The 20,672-nt window shown below is 58.5% G+C and carries 21 protein-coding genes; 12 read left to right on the top strand and 9 right to left on the bottom strand.

All coding sequences use genetic code 11. The features are described from left to right. Window positions 1-410: 410 nt before the first annotated feature. Window positions 411-2,591 carry a glycoside hydrolase gene (locus tag J9788_RS08235; protein WP_046896546.1) on the top strand — a complete coding sequence of 727 codons (2,181 nt, stop codon included), beginning with the start codon at window positions 411-413 and terminating at the stop codon, window positions 2,589-2,591. 61 nt (window positions 2,592-2,652) lie between these two features. Further along, window positions 2,653-4,038: a CoA transferase gene (locus J9788_RS08230; RefSeq protein ID WP_108681026.1), complete on the top strand. Its 1,386-nt coding sequence runs from the start codon at window positions 2,653-2,655 to the stop codon at window positions 4,036-4,038. Here J9788_RS08230 and J9788_RS08225 read toward each other — a convergent pair. Continuing rightward, window positions 4,035-4,910 carry a LysR substrate-binding domain-containing protein gene (locus tag J9788_RS08225; RefSeq protein WP_033650819.1) on the bottom strand — a complete coding sequence of 292 codons (876 nt, stop codon included), beginning with the start codon at window positions 4,908-4,910 and terminating at the stop codon, window positions 4,035-4,037. The genes J9788_RS08230 and J9788_RS08225 overlap by 4 nt on opposite strands. Before the next feature lie 101 nt (window positions 4,911-5,011). Between J9788_RS08225 and J9788_RS08220 the strand changes: the two genes are divergently transcribed. Beyond that, on the top strand, window positions 5,012-6,427 hold the full coding sequence (locus J9788_RS08220) for a pyridoxal-dependent decarboxylase (protein WP_046896717.1): 1,416 nt from the start codon (window positions 5,012-5,014) through the stop codon (window positions 6,425-6,427). A gap of 12 nt (window positions 6,428-6,439) precedes the next feature. On the opposite strand, the gene J9788_RS08215 is transcribed toward J9788_RS08220, so the two are convergent. Then, the gene (locus J9788_RS08215; RefSeq protein ID WP_033643593.1) at window positions 6,440-7,081 is read right to left on the bottom strand and encodes a GNAT family N-acetyltransferase; all 642 of its coding nucleotides are present in this window, start codon (window positions 7,079-7,081) and stop codon (window positions 6,440-6,442) included. Between the two features lie 794 nt (window positions 7,082-7,875). Between J9788_RS08215 and rcsA the strand changes: the two genes are divergently transcribed. Further along, entirely contained in the window at window positions 7,876-8,505 is a 630-nt protein-coding gene (gene rcsA / locus J9788_RS08210) for a transcriptional regulator RcsA (protein WP_019453510.1), read from the top strand. Window positions 8,506-8,722: 217 nt separating this feature from the next. Here the strand turns inward: rcsA and dsrB are convergent, their stop codons facing one another. After that, window positions 8,723-8,923 (bottom strand): protein DsrB, encoded by a 201-nt coding sequence (gene dsrB / locus J9788_RS08205; RefSeq protein ID WP_046896542.1) that lies wholly within the window; start codon window positions 8,921-8,923, stop codon window positions 8,723-8,725. 320 nt (window positions 8,924-9,243) lie between these two features. Then, the gene (cspE, locus tag J9788_RS08200; protein WP_004935122.1) at window positions 9,244-9,456 is read right to left on the bottom strand and encodes a transcription antiterminator/RNA stability regulator CspE; all 213 of its coding nucleotides are present in this window, start codon (window positions 9,454-9,456) and stop codon (window positions 9,244-9,246) included. 375 nt (window positions 9,457-9,831) lie between these two features. Here cspE and J9788_RS08195 point away from each other — a divergent pair, with 375 nt between their 5' ends. The 3 genes from J9788_RS08195 to J9788_RS08185 all read left to right on the top strand — a co-directional run bounded on the left by J9788_RS08195 (window position 9,832) and on the right by J9788_RS08185 (window position 12,093). Beyond that, window positions 9,832-10,209 carry a hypothetical protein gene (locus J9788_RS08195; RefSeq protein WP_182264241.1) on the top strand — a complete coding sequence of 126 codons (378 nt, stop codon included), beginning with the start codon at window positions 9,832-9,834 and terminating at the stop codon, window positions 10,207-10,209. 510 nt (window positions 10,210-10,719) lie between these two features. Continuing rightward, complete coding sequence (locus J9788_RS08190; protein ID WP_004935132.1) at window positions 10,720-10,929, top strand: hypothetical protein; 210 nt, start codon at window positions 10,720-10,722, stop codon at window positions 10,927-10,929. 156 nt (window positions 10,930-11,085) lie between these two features. Next, window positions 11,086-12,093 carry an NAD(P)H-quinone oxidoreductase gene (locus J9788_RS08185; RefSeq protein ID WP_182264240.1) on the top strand — a complete coding sequence of 336 codons (1,008 nt, stop codon included), beginning with the start codon at window positions 11,086-11,088 and terminating at the stop codon, window positions 12,091-12,093. A 43-nt stretch (window positions 12,094-12,136) separates the two neighbouring features. Here J9788_RS08185 and J9788_RS08180 read toward each other — a convergent pair whose 3' ends face one another. Beyond that, window positions 12,137-13,189 (bottom strand): SDR family oxidoreductase, encoded by a 1,053-nt coding sequence (locus tag J9788_RS08180; protein ID WP_046896540.1) that lies wholly within the window; start codon window positions 13,187-13,189, stop codon window positions 12,137-12,139. A gap of 110 nt (window positions 13,190-13,299) precedes the next feature. Between J9788_RS08180 and J9788_RS08175 the strand changes: the two genes are divergently transcribed. Beyond that, window positions 13,300-14,232, top strand: a complete 933-nt coding sequence (locus J9788_RS08175; RefSeq protein WP_046896539.1) for a LysR family transcriptional regulator — start codon at window positions 13,300-13,302, stop codon at window positions 14,230-14,232. Between the two features lie 3 nt (window positions 14,233-14,235). Here J9788_RS08175 and J9788_RS08170 read toward each other — a convergent pair whose 3' ends face one another. The 3 genes from J9788_RS08170 to J9788_RS08160 form a co-directional block, all read right to left on the bottom strand. Beyond that, complete coding sequence (locus J9788_RS08170) at window positions 14,236-14,625, bottom strand: YidB family protein (RefSeq protein WP_019453502.1); 390 nt, start codon at window positions 14,623-14,625, stop codon at window positions 14,236-14,238. A 95-nt stretch (window positions 14,626-14,720) separates the two neighbouring features. Next, window positions 14,721-14,969, bottom strand: coding sequence for a GlsB/YeaQ/YmgE family stress response membrane protein (locus tag J9788_RS08165; protein WP_019453501.1), 249 nt, complete (start codon window positions 14,967-14,969; stop codon window positions 14,721-14,723). Between the two features lie 14 nt (window positions 14,970-14,983). Next, window positions 14,984-15,181, bottom strand: coding sequence for a DUF883 family protein (locus tag J9788_RS08160; RefSeq protein ID WP_046896538.1), 198 nt, complete (start codon window positions 15,179-15,181; stop codon window positions 14,984-14,986). Between the two features lie 628 nt (window positions 15,182-15,809). Between J9788_RS08160 and J9788_RS08155 the strand changes: the two genes are divergently transcribed. Together J9788_RS08155 and yjdN are read left to right on the top strand one after the other, a co-directional pair. Next, on the top strand, window positions 15,810-16,730 hold the full coding sequence (locus J9788_RS08155; RefSeq protein WP_182264239.1) for a Kdo(2)-lipid IV(A) acyltransferase: 921 nt from the start codon (window positions 15,810-15,812) through the stop codon (window positions 16,728-16,730). Window positions 16,731-16,906: 176 nt separating this feature from the next. Continuing rightward, window positions 16,907-17,326, top strand: coding sequence for a VOC family metalloprotein YjdN (yjdN, locus tag J9788_RS08150; RefSeq protein WP_046687369.1), 420 nt, complete (start codon window positions 16,907-16,909; stop codon window positions 17,324-17,326). A gap of 15 nt (window positions 17,327-17,341) precedes the next feature. Here yjdN and J9788_RS08145 read toward each other — a convergent pair whose 3' ends face one another. After that, window positions 17,342-17,536, bottom strand: coding sequence for a hypothetical protein (locus J9788_RS08145; protein WP_182264238.1), 195 nt, complete (start codon window positions 17,534-17,536; stop codon window positions 17,342-17,344). 160 nt (window positions 17,537-17,696) lie between these two features. On the opposite strand from J9788_RS08145, the gene J9788_RS08140 reads away from it, so the two are divergent. Together J9788_RS08140 and J9788_RS08135 are read left to right on the top strand one after the other, a co-directional pair. After that, the gene (locus J9788_RS08140; protein ID WP_033650812.1) at window positions 17,697-19,250 is read left to right on the top strand and encodes a sensor domain-containing diguanylate cyclase; all 1,554 of its coding nucleotides are present in this window, start codon (window positions 17,697-17,699) and stop codon (window positions 19,248-19,250) included. Window positions 19,251-19,744: 494 nt separating this feature from the next. Further along, a complete protein-coding gene (locus tag J9788_RS08135) occupies window positions 19,745-20,638 on the top strand; it encodes a Kdo hydroxylase family protein (protein WP_033650811.1) in 894 nt (297 codons plus the stop codon). Window positions 20,639-20,672 lie beyond the last annotated feature (34 nt).

Below are 20,672 nucleotides of genomic sequence, written 5' to 3'. Positions count from 1 at the left end.
GTCGCGCCTGGAGGGAAAAGGCTGTGGCTGCAGAATACCATAATAACGTCCAACTCAATTCACCTGAAACCGTCAAGCATCAGGAAACGTTTCTTATTCGGGTATGCACAGCTCAGAAATAACTGGAGAGGGGTGCTGCCCGCCGATAACGGCAAGCAACAAATCAGAAGAGAATTGGTCAGCTTGCCTTATTTGTTTGATTACAACTACAACTGTCCAATTGGGTTTCTCCACTGAAATTTTGGCTGAGTATAGTGACGTCGGGTAATGAAGTAAAGGCTAATTTATTAAACGAAAAATAAACTGGAATACGGCGTTTATATTTCGATGTCACAAATAGAAGATGGCGACATTGGGCGACAGTGCGCTTATCGGTAAACTGCCCTCTTTCATCTTCCAAGGACGCCCCGATGAAACAACGGCTTTCCGCGCTCGCGCTGGCGCTGCTCATCAGTTTTCCCGCCGATGCCTTACTGCTGCAGCAAGGCGACGTGCAATTTGAACTCGACCCTGCCACGCTGCATATCGCCGCAGGCCCGGTGCCGATCAATCTGGCGCAGCCTGCGCAGCAGGTAACGGATCTTACCGCAACGCCACGACGCGCCAGCTGGCGATGGCCGCAACGCGCAATCAACGTCAGCGCCCGTCTGGAAGGCGGCGATCTGCGCCTGAGCTTCAGCAGCGATCGGCCGCAAACCCTGAACTGGTATCGTATGCCACAGGGGGAAACGTTGCTGTTGCCGATCGGCGAAGGCAGCCGCATCCCGCTGGACAACGCGGTCTGGCGTCATTACCTGACGACGGAAATGACGCCGCTGGATACCAACTGGGATCTGAAACTGCCGCTGTGGAGCCTGCAACACCAGGGTAAGGTCTACAGCTGGCTGATGTTGACGCCGTTCAGTAACCAGATAGCCTTCGCCGCCGCGCAGGAAAAGCTGGCGATGCGCGCCAGCCACCAATTCAATCGCTTCAATCAACAACAGGCATTCGAGGTGCTGCTGCACGTCGGCAACGCCCCGCTGTCCGGCGCCCGCCGTTACCGCGACTATCTGCAACAAAACGGCCGGTTCAGCAGCCTGCGCGAGAAGATCAAGCAGGCGCCCGAAGGCGAAAAACTGATCGGCGCTACCCATATCTATCTGTGGGGCGACCAATTGCTGGCGGCGGAAGATGTCAAGGATTGGCCGGGATTACTGCACTACCTCGCCTCTCCCGCCGCCGAAGCGCTGCGGCAGAAGATGGACGCCGAGAGCAGAAGCTTGCTGCTGCGGCTGGCGGGAAAAACGCCGGAGGGCTGGCAACAACAACCCCTGATGGACGGCATCAACCGGGCGTTGACGGCGCAGTTCGCGCTAGGCGCAACGCCGGATGACGCCGACTTTCTGCAGGCGCAGCAGCGCCAGGCCGCCGCAGTGCGGGCGCTGGCGCAACGGGAGCTGGGACGCTGGTTAACCCCAGCGGACGGTTGGGGGCAAGGGTTGGCCAAACCGGTGATCGACGCGCTGCGCCAGGCCGGTTTGCCGCGCCTGTGGTTGGGCACCGATAACTGGACCGCCGCCTTCCTGCACCCGCAAGCGGTAGCCGCCGCCAAAGCGGCCGGTTATCTGATCGCCAGCTACGACTCCTACGATACCGCCATCGCGCGCGGCGTCAACGACAGCTGGCTCACCGCGCAGTTGCCGACGACGCTGCGGGAATCCTGCGCCATCGTGCGCGCAGACGGCAGCAGGAAACCCGGCTTCGGTAAACAGGGTTATTACCTCAATCCAGGCTGTGTCCTGCCCTATTCTCAACAGCGCATGCGCGAACTGGTGCAATTGGCCGGATTGAATAGCCTGTTTCTCGATGTGGACGGCACCGGCATGGTGTCCGACGACTATCAGCCCGACCACCCAACCGGCGCGGCGCAGATGGCCGAAGCCCGCAACGCCCGGCTCGCCTGGTTCAGCGCCACCCTTAAGTTGCCGCTGGGCTCAGAGGATGGCAACGCAGTGACCGCGCGCAGCCTGATGTTCGCCCACGGCATGGAAACCTGGGGATTCGGCTGGGGAGATAAACAGATGAATCAGGATAAATCCTCGCCCTATTATCTCGGCGCTTGGTGGCCCAACGCCCAACCGGCGTTTTTCTTCCGCCCCGCCAAAGTGAAACAGCCCTACCGTACCGTCGAATTCGATCCGCGTTACCGCCTGCCGCTGTACCAGGCCGTTTTCCACGATGCTATCGTCAGCAGTCACCACTGGAATTACGACAATCTGAAGTTCAGCGACGTTCAGACCACCCGCAGCCTGCTCAGCCAGCTGTACAACACCGCGCCGATGTTCCACCTGAGCCGCGCCACTCTGGCGGCGCGCTTACCGGCGATAAAACGCGCCGACGCCGCCTTCCGGCCGCTGCATCAGGCCTTGTGGGACAAAGCGTTAACCGACTTCCGCTGGCTCGATCGGGACGGCTGGGTGCAACAGACGACGTTCAGCGACGGATCGACCCTGACCGCCAATTTCAGCGCGCAGCCTTTCGGCGGCGTGGCGCCCCACAGCGTGCGCGCCAAACTGGCCGACGGTCGCACTCTCGATATCGCACCTTAGCAAGGCCGCCGGCAGTGGGCTACGCTAGGCTATATTTTCGTTTACCCACAAGGAGCGGCCGATGACTCCCCTGATCCACACTCTGCTCGACGAGATTTGGCAAAGCCTCGGGCAATGCCCCGCCCCCGCCGATCGCCTCACCGTAAGCGGCACCGGCGCATTGCCTTCGGCTTTTCCCGTGACCGAATTAGCCACCGCCGCCTGGAGCGCCGCAGGTTTAGCCTGCGCCGAGCTGCTGCGGCGCGAGGGCGCCGCCGCGCAGCAGGTTTGGGTCGATCAACGCCTGGCCTCGCTTTGGTTCGGCTGGACGCTGCGCCCGCTGGGTTGGACGCTGCCCGCAGCCTGGGACGCGCTGGCCGGCGATTACGCCACGGCGGACGGCTGGATACGCCTGCATACCAATGCGCCGCACCATCGGCGAGCGGTGGAACAGGTTCTGGGCCCGGCATCGAAGAAAGGCGCGCTGGCGGAACGTGTGCTGGCCTGGAAAAAAAGCGAGCTGGAGGAAGCGGTGATCGCGGCCGGCGGCTGCGCAGCCCAAATGCGTTCGGCGGCCGCGTGGCGGCAACATATTCAGGGTAAAAGCGTGGCGCTCGAACCGCTGATCCACACCGCATTGCAGCCGGAAGCGCCATCGCCCGGCTGGACGCTGCCCGTCGCCCGGCCGCTGCACGGCGTGCGGGTGCTGGACCTGACGCGCATTCTCGCCGGGCCGATCGCCACCCGTTTTCTCGCCGGCTTGGGCGCCGACGTGCTGCGTATCGATCCTTACGGGTGGGATGAGCCCGGGGTCGAACACGAAGTGATGTTGGGCAAGCGCAGCGCGCGCCTCAATCTGACCAATGCGCGCGATCGCCATACGTTTGAGCACCTGCTGAGAAACGCCGACGTGATCGTGCACGGCTACCGCGCCGGCGCGCTGGAGAAACTGGGCTATGGCGCGGAGGAAAGGCACGCGCTGGCGCCGGGCCTGATCGACGTCTGCCTGAATGCCTACGGCTGGAGCGGGCCGTGGCGCACCCGGCGCGGTTTCGACAGTCTGGTGCAGATGAGCTGCGGGCTGGCGGAGGCGGGCATGGTTTGGCGCAGCGCCAGTTTGCCGGTGCCGCTGCCGGTACAGGCGCTGGATCATGCCACCGGCTATTTGATGGCGGCGGCGGTGTTGACCGGTATGACGCAGCGTCTGAGCCGCGGCACCGGCTATCGCGCGCGCTTGTCGCTGGCGCGGACGGCGCAGCTGCTGCTGGCGCATCCCTACCCGACGCATTATCGGCCGGAACCGCTGACACCGGCCGGAAGCGCCGACGAGAACCCTGAAACGGAACTGACTTACTGGGGGGCCGCGCAACGCCTGCGCGCGCCGTTGAGTCTGCAGGGCACGGCGCTGCAATGGGCGCTGCCGGCGACCACGCTCGGCACCTCGCAACCGGAATGGCTACGCCGCTAAATCGCCGCCAACTGCTGCTGAAGCCACTGCAGCAAGCGGGTGACCGCCGGCGTCAACCCGGCGGTCTGCGGCCATGCCAGATAAACGTCGTCATCGCTCAGGCGACAGGGCGCGGCCAAGGCCACCAGCCTCCCCGCGTCGAGGGCATCCTGCACCAGCAGCTTTTTCGCCAACGCGATGCCAAACCCTTGCTCCGCTGCGCGAATCAATAATCCGGCATCGTTGAACAACGCCTGTTGCCGCCCGCATAACGGGCGCCCCTGCGCGTTGAACCAGTCGCGCCAGGGGCTGACGTCGTGCTCGAGCAACGGAATATCGCCACCGTTCTCGAAAGCCGCCCCCCATTCTCGCGCCATATCCGGCGAAGCGACAGGCAACACGTCCCCCGAGGCGATGCGCTGCGCCTGCAGCCCCGCCCATTGACCGCTGCCGATGCGGATCGCCGCATCGAACCCCCGCTGCGACAGATCCTGCAGCGCCAACGACGCATCGATATCCAGCGCAATATCGGCGCAGGCCTCATGAAAAGCCGACAGACGCGGCAGCAGCCAGTAATGGGCAAAAGACGGCAACACGCTGATGCGCAGCGTCTGGCTTGCCGCCGCTCGCCGGGCGCGGGCGACGCCCTGCTGCAGCGCCTGCAGCGCCGGCTCTACCGCCGCCAGCAACTCTCGCCCGGCGGCATTCAGGCGCACGCCGCGCCCGCGCCGTTCAAACAGCGGATAGCCGACCGCCTGCTCCAGCAGTTGAATTTGCTGGCTGACCGCGCCGTGCGTCAAATGCACCTGTTGCGCCGCAGCGCGCAAATTTTCCAACCTGGCGGCGATCGCAAAGGTCGGCAAGACATGCAAGGGAATGCGTTCACTCATCATTGGTTAACCAGGCTATCCAAAAAGGTTATTTTTCATCGATTTTGACCGGCAGGCAAATGTTCTATGTTTACCCCATCATCCCTGACGCTTTCGGAGCCGCCATGCACCCACGTTTACAACAGGACCTCGCACAGTTTCCGCAGATCCTCGATCGCACCCGCCAACTGGCGGAAGATTTCCTGGCTGGGCTGCAGCAACGCTCGGTCTGCCCACCGCTCGAGCATCAGCAGCTGCAACCGGGCGACGATCGGCTCGACGAAAACGGCGAAGGCGCCCTGGCGGCGCTGGAGCGCTTTTGGCAACGTTATCAGGCCGGCATTTCCGCCAGCGCCGGCCCGCGTTATTTCGGCTTCGTCACCGGCGGCGGCACCCCGGCGGCGGTCGCAGCGGACTGGCTGGTTAGCGTGACAGACCAAAATAGCCTGCTCAGCCATGATACCATCGCAGCCACGATCGAGCTGGCGGCCGTGACGCAGTTGAAATCCCTGTTGGGCCTGCCGGAAACGTTCAGCGGCAGCCTGGTCAGCGGCGCGACCATGGCCAATTTCACCGGGCTGGCCATTGGTCGCCAATGGCTGGGGCAACAGCGCGGCGTGGATATCGCCCAACAAGGCCTGGCGGCGCTGGGCCCGATCCGGATTCTGGGAGCCAATCCGCATTCCAGCAGCGTGAAGGCGCTCAGCATGCTCGGTATCGGCCGCGAGGCGTTGACGATCGTCGCCAGCCTGCCGGAGTCTGAAGCCATGGATATGGCGGCGCTGGAGCGGCAGCTCGCCGCCGGCGCTGGCCAGCCAACGTTGGTACTGGCCAGTGCCGGCACGGTCAATACCGTCGCTTTCGACGACCTGCCGCAACTGCTGGCGCTGCGAGAGCGTTATCCATTTTGGCTGCATGTCGATGCGGCATTCGGCGGCGTGGCGGCCTGCTCGCCGCTCTACGCCCCAAGGCTCGAGGGCTGGCAGCATGCCGATTCCATCACCGTCGATGCGCACAAATGGCTGAACGTGCCTTATGACAGCGCGATCCAATTTACCCGCCATCTGGATCTGCAGATGCAGGTATTTCAGAACCATTCGGCCTACCTGGAAGCACCGACGCTGCGACCAGACAACTATCTGCATCTGACGCCGGAAAATTCGCGCCGCTTCCGCGCCCTGCCGCTTTGGCTGACGCTGGAAGCCTATGGCCGCAGCGGCATACGAGATATCGTCGAGCGCAATGTCGAACTGGCGCAGGCGCTGGGAGCGGCGTTAGCGGCCGAGGACGGTTTCCATCTGTTGGCGCCCGTGAATCTGAACGTGGTGTGCTTTGCCCTCAGTCATCCACAGGGCGACAGCGAAGCGGCGCGCGATCGCTTTCTCGAACGCCTTAGCCGGCATGGGGTGGTGCGTTGCACCCCTACGCGTTATAACGGCCAGCCGGGGATCCGCGCCGCGCTGGTCAACTGGATGACGGAGGAACAGGACATTCACCTGACGCTGGACTCGCTGCGCCATTGCCTGGCGGAGACGGCCTAAACGCCTGGCGCGTCACCCGGGCTGAAAGGCCTGCAAACGCCGTTCTTGCCGCCCGTCGTCGCCGATGTTATCCGGCGACAGCCAGGCGGCAAACGCCGAGCGCAGCGCCGGCCATTCTCCATCGATGATCGACAGCCAGTCGGTGTCGCGCGTGCGTCCTTTGACGACGACCGCCTGACGGAAGGTGCCCTCATAGCGAAAACCAAAACGCTCGGCGGCCTGACGCGAAGGCAGATTGAGGCTATCGCATTTCCATTCGCAGCGCCGGTAACCCAGATCGTCAAACAAATGGCGCAGCATCAGGAAAATGGCCTCGCTGCCGAGCGCACTGCGCTTCATCAGCGGGGACCAGTTGATGGTGCCCAGTTCAGCCGCACCGTTGGCGGGATCGATGCGCAAAAAAGCGCAGGTTCCTACCGCGCGCCCGTTCGCCTGATCGATCACCACCATCGTGCGCCTGTCGGCGCTGGACGCCAGGGCCTGCAGGTAATGCTGAAAATCCTCGCGCGTCTGCGGCCGCGCCCAAAACAGATAGGTCCAGTCGCGGTCGTCCTCGGCGGTTTGATAAGCCTGATAAAGCTCGTCGCCCCAGCGTTCGAGGTTCAGCGGTTCCAGGCGGCAAAACCGCCCTGACAGTAACGCTTGCCCGGGCATGCCTGCCGGCTGCCAATGAGGGAGGGCATCGCCTATCGGCTGCCCATATTGATTTTGTCTCACCGCGACATCCTGTTTTTGAAAGGTGCAAAAGCAAATTAAAACCGGCGCGGGTCAGAAACAACTGCGACCTGCCGCCGCCCCTGCCGACCGGCTGGCAAGACGATAGTTTAGAAAAATCACTCAATCACCGATAAACATTCACACAAATGATTTCATGCGAAATAAATATCCACATAACCTATTGTAAAATGGTGATTTATAGCAACAATTAAGCTACACATTCCAGCAATAATGTTAACTTTTGTTTGTTGTTATGATAAAAACAGAAGCGCTTATCATTATCGAAAGGTACCAAGACAATCATAAGGTAATGATTTTTATGATTAAAAACAAAAGAACCCAGGAGTGAGTACTTTTTGAGCACTTAAAAGGCACGCTAAAAGACTTCAAAAAAACGACACATGAATTTTTTTTAAGACTTTTCCTAGCAAACTAAAATTTTGTTTCGTGACATGATGAACAGATTATCAGCAGACAATGCCGGCAGGCGCGGGCGCCAAGCGCGAATCAGGCCCATCATGCCGACGCCGGGCGGGTAGCGGATCGCTCTGACTTAAGCCAAACTTATAGATTCATGCGATTAATAAGTTTAGTATGAAAATATCATTGAGTGCCGTCGTGTTTATTGATAGAACACTCGCTACACTGAATTATTGTTCCATTTTGCCTTTCGGCTTTTTAGGCTTTTTCTCATATTACCGCAGTAAAACGGATTTAAGTGGGGGTGCGATATGCCAACGATTATCATGGATTCATGTAGCTATACCAGATTGGGGTTAACCGACTATCTGACTTCGCATGGCGTGAAGAAGCGCCATATTAATGCCATCGAGGACATTGACAGCCTGCATGAAAAATGCAGTAAGTTGAATCCTAGCCTGGTGTTTATTAACGAGGACTGCTTCATCCATGAAGCAAACGCCACGGAGCGAATAAAACGGGTGATTTCACTGCACCCGGATACGTTATTCTTCATCTTCATGGCTATTACCAATGTACATTTCGACGATTATTTATATGTTCGCAAGAACGTCATCATATCGTCAAAATCCATCAAACCAGAGACTATGAATCAGCTACTTAGTCATTATCTCGAGAAAAAATCCCTACGGGTGGAGAAATCTTCTCTGGATCAAACGCCGGTGACGCTGAGCCAAACTGAATCGAACATGTTACGCATGTGGATGTCCGGGCAAGGCACCATCCAGATATCAGACCAGATGCAAATAAAGGCCAAAACGGTCTCTTCCCACAAGGGAAACATCAAGCGGAAAATAAAAACGCACAACAAGCAGATCATTTACCACGTTGTCCGTTTGACCGACACATTGACTAGTGGAATATTCGTCAATAGCCGCTGAACCGTAGAGAACGCCCCCACTTTGTTTACCCATCGTTAAATATCCGGTGATAACGTAATCCGGTTCTCAAACGCTGGGATAACCAAAAGAATACCTGCTGCGTTATCCCCCGCTAGCGCAACGGGTATTTTTATGTCGTCGATAAAAAAATTCTTACCGCATTGAAATAATCTCAAAATAGACAGTTTCGTTAGCAAATTAATGAGATTGTTCGAAGTTACTGCCCGGGCGCGCGGCAAGGCTCCACAAAAGTGCCGTCACGGCTGTCGATTTCATTAAAAAACCACACGCCCGCCGGGTAGTCCTCAAGAGACACCAGATACATGGTACCTTCGTTGAAGACCTCTACGGCCAGAATGACGCCTTCGCGCCGTGGGCCGCCATCTGTTTTTACCGTCACTCGATCGTTAACCTGCATACCCTTCCCCATTCTTTGCGATTGGCATCAGTGTATTACAAAACCCCGGGTGAAGGACACCGCCCCAGCCCTGCCGGTCTCTGCTATCAGCGTAGCAGCCGCCTGGATTTTCACTTTCTTAACGGTTTGACCGCAGAATCTTAAGCCGGCCTCGCGTAACCTGTCTTCAGGCGTTTCCCCCCCAGAGAAGCGCTTGCAAATGAAGAAGTAACAAGGAACTTTTGCCCGCAGACTTGCGGGCTTTTTTTTATGCGCCGTCAAATTGCAGGCATAAAAAAACCCGCCTCGGCGGGTTTTATTCAATCAGCGGTAGACGCCAATTAGATAGCGGTAACGTTAGCCGCAGATGGACCTTTCGCGCCGTTCTCGATAGAGAACTGTACGTTCTGGCCTTCAGCCAGGGTCTTGAAGCCTTGATCCTGGATAGCAGAGAAGTGTACGAATACGTCTTTGCTGCCGTCTGCTGGGGTGATGAAACCAAAACCTTTAGCTTCGTTGAACCACTTCACTTGACCTTTGATCATGTTGGACATGTCTAATTTCCTTCAATAATAATGTTAGCCGCCATGGGCGAGATAGCCGGTCATCAGTTACTTATGGAGGCACTGGAAAGGAAATTCGTCAGAGAAGGGCTATCCGGGATAACGCTTTAAATTTGAACTACTTTACTCAAAATGTCGTGCATAAATAGGTCTGTACCACAGGCCGACATCATTAACTCACGAGCGAGCGGCAATAGCAACCTTTTTCGCCGTGCAGGGGCGTTAATCTCGGCTAAACGCACAGGATTTGACCCCGTCTGCCTACGGGATCGCCAGCTGAATCCCCATTACGCCGCAGGCAAATGATAGTAATTCTCGTTTTACTGTTTTATAGTTGCCCGGCGTAATCATCCAGGGAGATCCACCATGCCGAGATGGCTCACATTACCGGCCGCCAGCGCCGCCGCCCTGCTGGCCTTTGCCGCTTACAGCGCCCCGCTTGGCGCGCTGGAGCTGAATTATCAAGCCCCCGATCCCAGCGTCGCCCCCGCGCCCAAGCCGCCGGCGTCGCCTGGGCCCGCGTCCAAGGCCGAGAAACCACCGATCACTTGGGCAGAGGCGCGAGATAAAAACGGTTTTCGCGTCGACATCGAGTGCGATCATCCGGGCTGCAGCAAGCCACGCACCAAACCTTATCCCGCGTATGACGGCCCGGTGAAGAAAACCGATCGCCGCCGCCAATCCGATCCTTATTCCACCAACCAGGATCCCGATTACAACATTCAGTTAGGCTATGAGTGGTAATGACGCTTTCGGAGTAATGCCTATACCTCCCGCAATCACGGCCGCTTAGAATGGCGTCAGTTCACCACTCCTCCTGGTGTTGAACATGACAAGCTGTGTTGCAAATCTTTATGCGCCTCCCTATAGGCGCTTTTTTTTTGCCCTTCTCGCATCACGCCCTTCCGATTACAGATTGGTCTCATTGCCCTGCAAAGTGATGAATGTCACAAATACGCCTCCTTGCCATTCTTATTCGGAGGTGATGTTCATGGCCACAGGATCTCTTGCCCTCCTGGCCGTCTTGGCCGGCATTGCGGGCTATGCGCTCTATAAACACTTCAAATCTCAGAAGAAAAGCGCATTCGTCCGCCCGCACGATCGGTAACCGACAACGCATTTTCACCGCAAAGGCGCGGCACGCCGCACGCCGCGCCTGCGGTTACCGTCATCCTTTCATCACAAAACTGTCACAATATGGCCATATGATGATTAGCGATTATCCGTTCTGGCTTAACACCAAGGATTTCGCTCATGACCATAATTAAAGCTGCAAACCACCAGGAAGCAGAAAAGCTCATCCGCGCCGGCACAGCCAAGAAAATCGAACTGGCTTACGACATCGGCAGCGACGATTTCTTCCAGCTTGCCAGCCTGTGGTGCGATAAAGGCGCCAAGATCTCCAAAGGAAAAGAACACTTTATCGTTTCATTGAAAGGGTTCCGCATCCCCCCTAACGATTGATGCCCAGCCGCCCATCGCGGCGGCGTCTCCTCCTCTTCCTCGCAAAACCGCTCTATTCGACCACGCGCACCTCATTCGATTTCGCTAAGCTAACAGCAGACTTTATTGTGGACGCGCCACCTGATAACCGCGTCCGCCACGATGAGGAGAGTAACCATGTCAACGAATGCACCGCTGCCCGACACGATGAAAGCGATTGAGATCAGCCAACCCGGCGCCCCCGAGGTTCTGGTCGTCGCCGAACGTCCGGTGCCGGTTCCGCAAGCGGGCCAACTTCTGGTGAAAATCGCCGCCGCCGGCGTTAACCGCCCCGACGTGCTGCAACGTCAGGGGAACTATGCGCCACCGCCCGGCGCCTCGGATATTCCCGGCCTCGAAATTGCCGGCGAAGTGGTGGCCATCGGTGAAGGCGTGACCCGCTTCGCGATCGGCGATCGGGTTTGCGCCCTCATCGCCGGCGGTGGCTATGCGCAATACTGCGCCGTGCATGAAAGCAATGCGCTGCCGGTTCCGGCGGGCCTGAGCCTGACCGAGGCCGCCGCGCTGCCGGAAACCTTCTTTACCGTCTGGGTCAACGTGTTCCAGCGCGGTCACCTCAAAGCCGGCGAGACCGTGTTGATCCACGGCGGTACCTCGGGTATCGGCACGGTCGCCACCATGCTGGCGAAAGCCTTCTGCGCCCAGGTGATCACCACCGTCGGTTCAGAAGAGAAGCGTCAGGCGAGCCTGGCGCTGGGCGCCGAAGTGGCGATTAATTACCGCAACGAAGACTTTGTCGCCCGCACCAAAGACGCCACAAACGGCAAAGGCGCCGACGTGATCGTCGATCTGATCGCCGGCGACTATGTGGCCAAGAACTATCAGGCCGCAGCGATGGAAGGCCGTATCGTGCAAATCGGCACGCAAAACGGCGTGGTAAAAGAGCTCAACCTGATGCCGCTGCTCTTGAAACGCTTGACCCATACCGGTTCGACGCTGCGTTCGCGCAGCGTCGCGGACAAAGCGCAGATTGCCGCCGAGTTGCACGAGAAAGTTTGGCCACTGCTGGAGCGCGGCGTGCTGAAACCGCAAATCTTTAAAACCTTCCCGCTTGAGCAGGCGGCCGCCGCGCATGCGCTGATGGAATCCAGCGAGCACATCGGCAAAATCATGCTGACGTTCTGAGGCCTTTCCCCGCAGCGGGGCTGCGGGGAAATTTATGCCGCATTCAGGGAATGATGCGGCGACGGCGGAATGCATCGAACAGCGAGAAAAACATGGCTTCGGTTTCGACAAACTGATGGAAACCGAAACGCCGCGCCTTGCTGCCGTCCGCGAACATGTCGTAGTCCCAGGAAAAGACGAAATCGGCGAAACGCCAGCCGGCCACCGCCCGATAATCGGGCTCGGTCAAAGAGTGCCGTTGCGCCAGCTCGCGCCACAGCGGCGCTTTGTCCGCCATCATGTTTTCCAGCGTCATCGGCAACGGCGGCGCACATTCCAGCCCGAAGTACGCGGCGATTTTCGGCCACATTTCGCTCCAGCGAAACAGATCGCCGTTGTTGATGTTAAACGCCTGATTGGCTGCCGCAGGTTCGGTCGCCGCCCAGAGCGTGGCGCGCGCCAGCAGTCCGGCGTCGGTCATTTCCAAAAGGCTGTGGTAAGCGCCCGGCTTCCCGGGAAAGCGCAGCGGCAGCCCGAGCGCTTTACTGATCGAGGCGTAAACCGCGATGCTTAACGCCAGATTCATCGGGTTGCCGAGCGAGAAGCCCCCCACGACGCTCGGGCGAATGGCGCTCCAACGCCAGCGCTTGCCTGTTTGGCGCTGCTCCAGATACTGCTGCTGCGCCACGTTAAACTCCGGCGGCATATGCCCGGCATCGCTTTCACGCGCCGGCGTTTTAAACGGCCCCAAATGCGCGCCATAAACTTTATAGCCCTGCATCAGGCTGATATGTTCCAACGCCGGCGCAATCGGCTCCAGCCCTTCGACAACGTGTTGCAACATTTGCAGGTTCGGCGCCACCAGCCCCGCCCAATCCGGAGCATCCTGATAGGCGGCATAGAAAACGTGGCTAATCGCGCTCAGCGGCCGCAGCGCGTCCCGCGTCGTCGCCGCATCCAGCAGGTCAACCTGCAGGTGGCGCACCCCTGACGCCGGTTCGCCGCCCCGGCGCGAGACGCCCACCACTTGCCAACCTTGGTCAATCAGCTCCTCAATCAATCGGCGCCCAATCACGCCATTGGCACCGATCACTAGCGCCTGTCGCTTTGCGTTCATTTTGTCACCCCTCGGATTATCGATACCCTGAGTGTTATTGATTAGCGATACTTGCGGTAGATGAGGGTTTCCACTAACACTAATAAGAAATATCTATAGGCAAAATCGACATGGATAAGCTGAACGCAATGAAAACCTTTATGCGGGTGGCGGAGCTGGGCAGCCTGTCGGCCGCCGCGCGCGATCTGCGTTTGACGCAGCCGGCGGTCAGTCAGCAAATCGCCGGTCTGGAACAGCATTTGGGGGCGCAGCTGCTGTTTCGCAGCACGCGGGCGGTCACCCTGACGGAGGCCGGCAATGATTACTATCAGCGCCTCAAACCGATTATGGCGGCGGTCGACGAAGCGGAAGAGGCGTTGCACGGCCAGCACCACCAGCTGCAGGGCAATTTGCGCCTGCATGCGCCGACCGGATTCGGGCAACGGCATATCACCCCTTTGGCCATCGCGTTCCAAAAGCGTCACCCGGATCTCACCATCGAGCTGCTGCTGGACGATCGCCGCGCCGACGTCATCGGCGAAGGTATCGACGTGGCGCTGCGCTTCGGTGAATTGCACGCGCCCGGCATGGTGGCGAAACGGTTGGGTGAGCTGCAACGCCTGCTGGTCGCGTCGCCGGCCTATCTGACCAGGCATGGCGCCCCTCGTTCGCCGGCGGATCTGGTGAAACATGCGCACATTCGCTACAGCGGCCTAAACGATGGCGATACGCTCACCCTGCTCGGCCCCCACGGCGCCGAGATGGTCGCGCTGCGGCCCACGTTTCGCGCCAATAATACCTTATCGCTGCTGGCGGCCATCGAGGCCGGAGCCGGCATCGGTGGCGCGCAGCGGCCGTTGATCGGCGAACAGCTGGCGACGGGGGCGCTGGTTCCCGTCTTGCCGGAATACCGCTACCCGCCCATGGCGCTGCATGCGGTCTATCCCGCTTTACGTTTTATTCCGCAGAAAGTGCGCGCCTGGGTGGCGCATTTGCAACAGGCGTTGACGGCGATCGAGGGAATTAGCGGAGTGAATGCCCCCGGCCAGACGCCGGGAGCATAATCATTATTTGAACAGTTTGCCGACCATGTCGCCCAGTTCATTGCTGTCTTGCTGCACTTCACCGTTTGGCGAAGCGGCATCCGCTACCGTCGGCAAGAACTGTGCAATGGTGCTGGACGCCTGGGCCGGATCGACGCCCAGCTTTTCAGCCAGTTGATTGATCGCATCGCTGCCCAACGCCTGCTGCACGTGATCGCCGGTAATCGGCTGGTTTTCGCCATTGCCGAGCCAGGAACCGACGATGTCGCCGAACTGCCCCTGGCGGAACTTGTCCAAAATAGCCTGCAGGCCGCCTTGTTGCTCGACCCACTGCATAATGGCGATGTAGTCGATGCCTTTGCCGTTGGCGCCGCCGCCCAGAATGTTACCCAATACGCTATCGAACAGACCCATGATATTCCCCTTTCAGCCGCTGCGGCCCGCGCCGCACAGCCGGATTGATTTCACGAAAAAGGGCCGCCGCGGCGACCCTGTTGAGCAACGGCTGCTTAGCCTTTGATCTTCCTGTAGACAAAAAGCACCACCAGGGCACCGATGACCGCCACCACGAAGCTGCCCAGGTTAAAACCATCAACGCGCCCCATACCGAAGAAGGTGCTGATATAGCCGCCGACCACGGCGCCCACGACCCCCAGTACCACGGTCATAATAAATCCGCCGCCGTCTTTGCCCGGCATAATCCATTTAGCCAGGATACCGGCGATTAAACCAAAAATGATCCAGGAAATGATGCCCATCTTTACTCTCCCTCTTACCTTTTGCCTAACAGAAACCCTATTACCAGGCCCACGACGGCGCCGGCGCCTACCCCTGCCCAAGGGTTATCCTTGATGCAGGCACATGATTGCTCGAGCGCTGCCTTTACGCCGCTGCGCACTTCGCAGGCGGTGGTTTTAACGTAGTCGCTCGGTTGCTCAACACCGCTTAGATCGTCATTTTCATATGACATGTCAAATCCTTACAGACCCGCCCTCTGAGAACTTCGTCACCTGTTTCACGTCCGGCGCCGCCCGTTCCGCGATCTTGCTCGGGACACTCTGCCCACAGCCGTTCAAGACGCAGCGTGCGGCGACAAACGCACAACATCACACTATGACTATAGTAAAAAATCAGCGGTTTACCCATTTCCGTCCGTCTGAATTTCACCGCTTCAAAAGCGATCGCATTTCATCCCATTGTCATCTGGGCAGACTAAACTTTAAACACAGCCTCCTGGAGGAAACGCCGATGTTCAATGCCCCTTTTGTCCTGATTCTCGCGCTGCTATATGCGCTGGCTGCCGTTTGGGACGGTTCCGCCGCGTTGCTGTTTCACTAAGGTTACATAGCAGTTGTCACTTTTGCGATGCGCTGAATTGTGTCCTTATTTTTCAATATCGCCAGCCGGTTGAAATAGCGGTGAATATCCGCCCTTCCCTCGGTAAAAATCTCATTTCGTTCCGTTTTCCGTCTGCGCTTAAATAAAGCGTAAAAAAAAGCATGAATGGAAAACCCGGCCTCACAAAAAATGCTCTATCATTTCGCACATAACAATTTGGGTTAAGGTCCCATTGCGAAACTAAAGGAAGAACAGAAAAAATGATTTCAAACCAACGCTTTGAGCGCGAATTCTTGCGCCCTCGTTATTGGTTGCTGTGGATAGGGCTAGGAATACTCTATCTATTGGTGTTATTGCCCTACCCGCTCATTTATCGGCTTGGACACGGCCTTGGCAGAATCGCCATGCCCCTGATGAAACGCCGGGTAAAAATAGCGCGCCGTAATTTACAACTCTGTTTCCCTGAGATGCCCGCCGCCGAACGAGAGGCGCTGATTGTCAAAAATTTTGAGTCCGTCGGCATGGGCCTGTTCGAAGTCGGCATGGCCTGGTTCTGGCCTGACTGGCGCATCGCCCGTTGGTTTAAGGTGAGCGGCATGGAAAACATGCAGTTGGCGCGTCAGGACGGGAAAGGCGTGCTGCTGATCGGCCTGCATTTCCTCACTCTGGAGCTGGGCGCGCGCATCTTCGGCATGCAAAACCCCGGCATCGGCGTACACCGCCCGCACAATAACAAGCTGATGGAATGGGTGCAGACCTGGGGCCGGCTGCGCTCGAATAAATTCATGATCGATCGTAAAGATATCAAAGGCATGATCCGCAACCTGAAGCAGGGTGAAATCCTGTGGTACGCGCCGGACCACGATTACGGCCCGCAAAGCAGCGTGTTCGCGCCGTTCTTCGCCGTGGAAAACGCCGCCACGACGACCGGCACCTATATCCTGGCGCGCATGGGGCGGCCGTCGATCGTGCCATTCGTGCCGCGCCGCCTGCCGAATGCCCGCGGCTACGAGCTGATCGTGCAGCCGCCGCTGACGGACTTCCCGCTGGACGATGAAACGCGCGCGGCGGCCATGATGAACCGCGTGGTGGAAGAACAGGTGCTGCTGGCGTCCGATCAATACATGTGGCTACACCGCCGCTTTAAAACCCGCCCACCCGGCGAACCTTCGCTGTATTAATCGCCTTCGCGCCTTCGCCCGCCCTGCCGGCGGCGAAGGCGCTCACCTCGCACGAGCATTCTACGTCAGGGGGACTACACTAATAAGTCACCGACGGCAATTATTGCCGCCAGCAATCATTTCTTCCCGCCCGAGGGCCGGTCGTTGCCTGTCGGGCCACAACCGAGGTCAATGTCATGCTGGTACAACCCTATTTGTTCTTCAGCGGTAACTGTGAGCAAGCGATTAACTTCTATGTACAGCAGTTGAATGCCAAAATTGAAATGGTCATGCGCTTCAAAGACATGCCCGAAGAAGCCCGCCAAGGCGGGCCGCAGGACGTCAATCCTGAAGCGATCATGCATGCGCGTCTGCTGATTGGCGACGGCGTGCTGATGGCCTCCGACGGCTGTCCGCAGGATGACAGCGGCGGCGCTTCCCACAAAGGCTTCTCGCTGTCGCTGAACCCCAGCGACGCGGAACAAGGACGCAAACTGTTCGATAATCTGGCGCAGGGCGGCCAGGTGACGATGCCTTATCAAGCCACCTTCTGGGCCAAAGGCTTCGGCATGCTGACCGACAAATTCGGCGTCAACTGGATGATCAACGTCGAATAACCCCGCATGGCGCCGCTAGCTGTAGCGGTGCCAGTCATGCGCCGCTTTGGCGAACAGCGCGAACAACACCGTCAACAGCGCCAGCCCCAACCGCCAGTAAGGCGACCGGCGCCGCCGCCAGGCGAAGAACATCATCACCGCCAGCGCCCCCAGCGTGAGGGGGTAATACACCGCCAGCGTCAGTAAAGCGATAATGATGTAATCCGACATGGCTCCGTTACTCCTTCGCGCTCACGCCGCCGCAAAGGCGGGGTGCGATGCGCCTTTCTCCCTCTCACCACGTTAAGGGCTAGAGGTCTGGCGCATTTATGCATAAAATATAAGATTGCTCTTAACTCAAATTGAATAGTAATCAAACCACAAGGGTGACATGACTCAGCAGCAACCCATACAGGATGCCGTGCCGCCGCGCAGCGTTAAAAGCTCCCCATTATTATTTCAGGCCGGCGTGTTTGTCATCATCGTTGCCGCCACGCTGATCCTCTTTAACAGCTGGCAAATCTGGAACGCGCACCAGCGCGATCTGCGCAGCGCCGAGCATGAATCCGCCAACCTCGCCCGTTCGCTGGCGCAGCATGCCGACGATACCTTCATGCAGGTAGACGGCAATCTGCTCGATCTGACCGAACGTCTCCAGAATGACGGACTGGGGCCCTCGCAATTGACCCGGCTGCAACGGGTGATGCAAACGCAAGTCGGCAACCTGCCGCAGCTGCATGGGATGTTTATCTACGATGCGAGCGGCCGCTGGCTGGCGACGTCCTCGGGCAAATTCATCAAGAACGCCAACAACGCCGATCGCGATTACTTCAAATATCACCAAAACCGCGATGGCGGCGGTCTGTACATCGGCGAGGTGATCCGCAGCCGCACCACCGGCGATCTGATCATCCCCGTTTCGCGGCGCTTCAACAACCCGGACGGCAGCTTTGGCGGCGTGGTGCTGGCGACGCTGTACGTCGATTATTTTCGCCAGTTTTACGACAGTTTCGCCCTCAACACCGACGCCTCGCTAAATCTGCTGCTGGCGGACGGCACCATCCTCTACCGCCGCCCTTACTCGGCGGCCTCGATCGGTAAAAATATCGCCAAAGGCGTGTTGTTCAGCGAAATATTGCCGCATTCGGAATTCGGCAACGCCACCATCACCTCGCTGTACGACAAAGTGGAGCGCATCTACGGCTATTCGCGGGTCAACCGCTTTCCGCTGGTGATCGCCGCCGGGCTGTCGAAACGCGACGCGCTGGCGGACTGGCGCACCGACGCCGGCCTGTTCGCCGCCGGCGGCCTCTCTCTGCTGATGATCCTGCTGGCGATGGGCGCGGTGCTGCTGCGGCAAATCAAACACAGCATGCAAACCGAAGCCGAGCTGATGCGCACCCGCGATCAGCTGACCAGCATCAACCAAATGCTGGAAGAACTGGCGCTGCTGGACAGCCTGACCGGCCTGGCCAACCGCCGCCAGTTTGATATCGCGCTGAAGAACGAGCTGGCGCGCGCCTCGCGCAACTACCGCAGCGTAGCGCTGCTGATGCTGGATATCGACTACTTCAAGCAGTACAACGACAGCTACGGCCACGTCGCCGGCGACCAGTGCCTGCAGCAGATCGGCCAGACGCTGAAAGGGTTGGCGTGCCGCAGCAACGATATTCTGGCGCGCTACGGCGGCGAAGAGATGGGGATTATCCTGCCGGATACCGACGTGCAGGGCGCGCTGATTTTCGCCGAACGCGTCATCCAGGCGGTGCGCGATCTGAAGATCCCGCATCAGGGCAACCCGCACGGCATCGTCACCATCAGCATCGGCATCTGCGCCAAAGTGCCGCATATGTATAACGATACGCCGATCAGCTTTATCAATGAGGCGGACAGCGCGCTGTATCAGGCCAAGAAAAAAGGCAAAAACTGCATTTACGGCGCTTAATCACTCATCGGGCCACCAAAATTGGGCGGCCCGATTTATTCCCACGACAAAAATGAAATAATTTCCCGCCGAAACATTATTTCCCCAATTTGCCCCGCTCTCGGAATGAAATAACGCCAATAAATAAGCAGCATATTTATTTCCATTACAATTCAATAAGATAAAAAATGCGCTATTCAGCGGACAATTCGTGCCATTTTTGATTATTCGTGCCTACGCCGAGCCTCGTTTAGCCTCCGTTTACTTTTCATTGGCATTGCCGGTGATACCCTTATCAGGACTATTCTATATATCAGGAAGCCATCGCACGCTTCGGCGCACTGCGCCCTGCTGATACATCCATAATAGAACCCATAAATTTCACGTTGCATTTGGGCGACCGACGCAAAGACTTTTGGCGTCGCTCCAGCCAGCCACGGCGCAAGCCAGTGCAGCCAACCACGCGGCAACCTGAAAGGCGGGAATAAAGCGATATAGATTTGCGAGGAGATCTCATGCCTACTGGCGATATTATGCGTGAACAGGCCGTCCTGACGCTGCCGTTGCGACAATGGGCGGCAGCGGAAGCATCCAGCGCGGTCAGCGAGCTGGAACAGGGCAAGGTGCTGTTTCTGCCCGAACTGGCCTTCACCCTGTCTGAGCAGGAAATGCCGCTGCTGGATCCGGCGCTGGTCGATCCGAAGCGCAAAAACATCAGCTATCAACCGCTGTCCGGCAAGCTGACCGGCGTCGCCGTCGCGGAGCGCCGGCAGCAGGTTCAGCAACTGCTGGAACGTTATTACCAATCTTGCCGCCAGCTGATCGCCGGGCTGTTGCCCGAGTATCAGGAGGCGCTGCACCATCCGACCGGCAGCCTGCGTTTGCATCCGGTTTCGGCCTGGCGCGCAAGCAGCTCCTGGCGCAAAGACGACAGCCGGCTGCACGTCGACGCTTTCCCGTCGCGCCCGAACTACGGCGAACGCATTCTGCGCATTTTCACCAACATCAATCCGCACGGTGAACATCGCCAATGGCGCGTCGGCGAACCGTTCCCTGAGCTGGCGCAACGCTTCATGCCGCGTCTGGCGCGCTACTCCGCCTTCAGCAGCTGGCTGCAGCACCGGGTACGCATCACCAAAACCCGCCGCAGCCATTATGACCACCTGATGCTGCAGTTGCATGACGCCATGAAGGCCGACGGCGATTATCAACAACAGGGGCCGCAGCTGGCGCTGGCGTTTCCGCCGGGCAGCAGCTGGATTTGCTTCTCGGATCAAACGCCGCACGCCGCGATGGGCGGCCAGTTTATGCTGGAACAGACCTTCTTGCTGCCGGTGAACAAGATGCAGGATCCGCAGCGCTCGCCGCTGAAAGTGCTGGAACAGCTGCGCGGTCAGCCGCTGATCTGAATAGATTGCCGCCGCCGGCAGCTCCGGCGGCGGC

The sequence above is a fragment of the Serratia sp. X10 genome (assembly GCF_017811775.1).
Classification (GTDB): domain Bacteria; phylum Pseudomonadota; class Gammaproteobacteria; order Enterobacterales; family Enterobacteriaceae; genus Serratia; species Serratia ureilytica.
This window is presented reverse-complemented; position numbering and strand designations above follow the sequence as displayed.

Coding starts and splice junctions, on each gene's coding strand:
- J9788_RS08235 (WP_046896546.1), top strand. CDS start 411: ATGAAACAACGGCTTTCCGCGCTCGCGCTGGCGCTGCTCATCAGTTTT.
- J9788_RS08230 (WP_108681026.1), top strand. CDS start 2,653: ATGACTCCCCTGATCCACACTCTGCTCGACGAGATTTGGCAAAGCCTC.
- J9788_RS08225 (WP_033650819.1), bottom strand. CDS start 4,910: ATGATGAGTGAACGCATTCCCTTGCATGTCTTGCCGACCTTTGCGATC.
- J9788_RS08220 (WP_046896717.1), top strand. CDS start 5,012: ATGCACCCACGTTTACAACAGGACCTCGCACAGTTTCCGCAGATCCTC.
- J9788_RS08215 (WP_033643593.1), bottom strand. CDS start 7,081: ATGCCCGGGCAAGCGTTACTGTCAGGGCGGTTTTGCCGCCTGGAACCG.
- rcsA (WP_019453510.1), top strand. CDS start 7,876: ATGCCAACGATTATCATGGATTCATGTAGCTATACCAGATTGGGGTTA.
- dsrB (WP_046896542.1), bottom strand. CDS start 8,923: ATGCAGGTTAACGATCGAGTGACGGTAAAAACAGATGGCGGCCCACGG.
- cspE (WP_004935122.1), bottom strand. CDS start 9,456: ATGTCCAACATGATCAAAGGTCAAGTGAAGTGGTTCAACGAAGCTAAA.
- J9788_RS08195 (WP_182264241.1), top strand. CDS start 9,832: ATGCCGAGATGGCTCACATTACCGGCCGCCAGCGCCGCCGCCCTGCTG.
- J9788_RS08190 (WP_004935132.1), top strand. CDS start 10,720: ATGACCATAATTAAAGCTGCAAACCACCAGGAAGCAGAAAAGCTCATC.
- J9788_RS08185 (WP_182264240.1), top strand. CDS start 11,086: ATGTCAACGAATGCACCGCTGCCCGACACGATGAAAGCGATTGAGATC.
- J9788_RS08180 (WP_046896540.1), bottom strand. CDS start 13,189: ATGAACGCAAAGCGACAGGCGCTAGTGATCGGTGCCAATGGCGTGATT.
- J9788_RS08175 (WP_046896539.1), top strand. CDS start 13,300: ATGGATAAGCTGAACGCAATGAAAACCTTTATGCGGGTGGCGGAGCTG.
- J9788_RS08170 (WP_019453502.1), bottom strand. CDS start 14,625: ATGGGTCTGTTCGATAGCGTATTGGGTAACATTCTGGGCGGCGGCGCC.
- J9788_RS08165 (WP_019453501.1), bottom strand. CDS start 14,969: ATGGGCATCATTTCCTGGATCATTTTTGGTTTAATCGCCGGTATCCTG.
- J9788_RS08160 (WP_046896538.1), bottom strand. CDS start 15,181: ATGTCATATGAAAATGACGATCTAAGCGGTGTTGAGCAACCGAGCGAC.
- J9788_RS08155 (WP_182264239.1), top strand. CDS start 15,810: ATGATTTCAAACCAACGCTTTGAGCGCGAATTCTTGCGCCCTCGTTAT.
- yjdN (WP_046687369.1), top strand. CDS start 16,907: ATGCTGGTACAACCCTATTTGTTCTTCAGCGGTAACTGTGAGCAAGCG.
- J9788_RS08145 (WP_182264238.1), bottom strand. CDS start 17,536: ATGTCGGATTACATCATTATCGCTTTACTGACGCTGGCGGTGTATTAC.
- J9788_RS08140 (WP_033650812.1), top strand. CDS start 17,697: ATGACTCAGCAGCAACCCATACAGGATGCCGTGCCGCCGCGCAGCGTT.
- J9788_RS08135 (WP_033650811.1), top strand. CDS start 19,745: ATGCCTACTGGCGATATTATGCGTGAACAGGCCGTCCTGACGCTGCCG.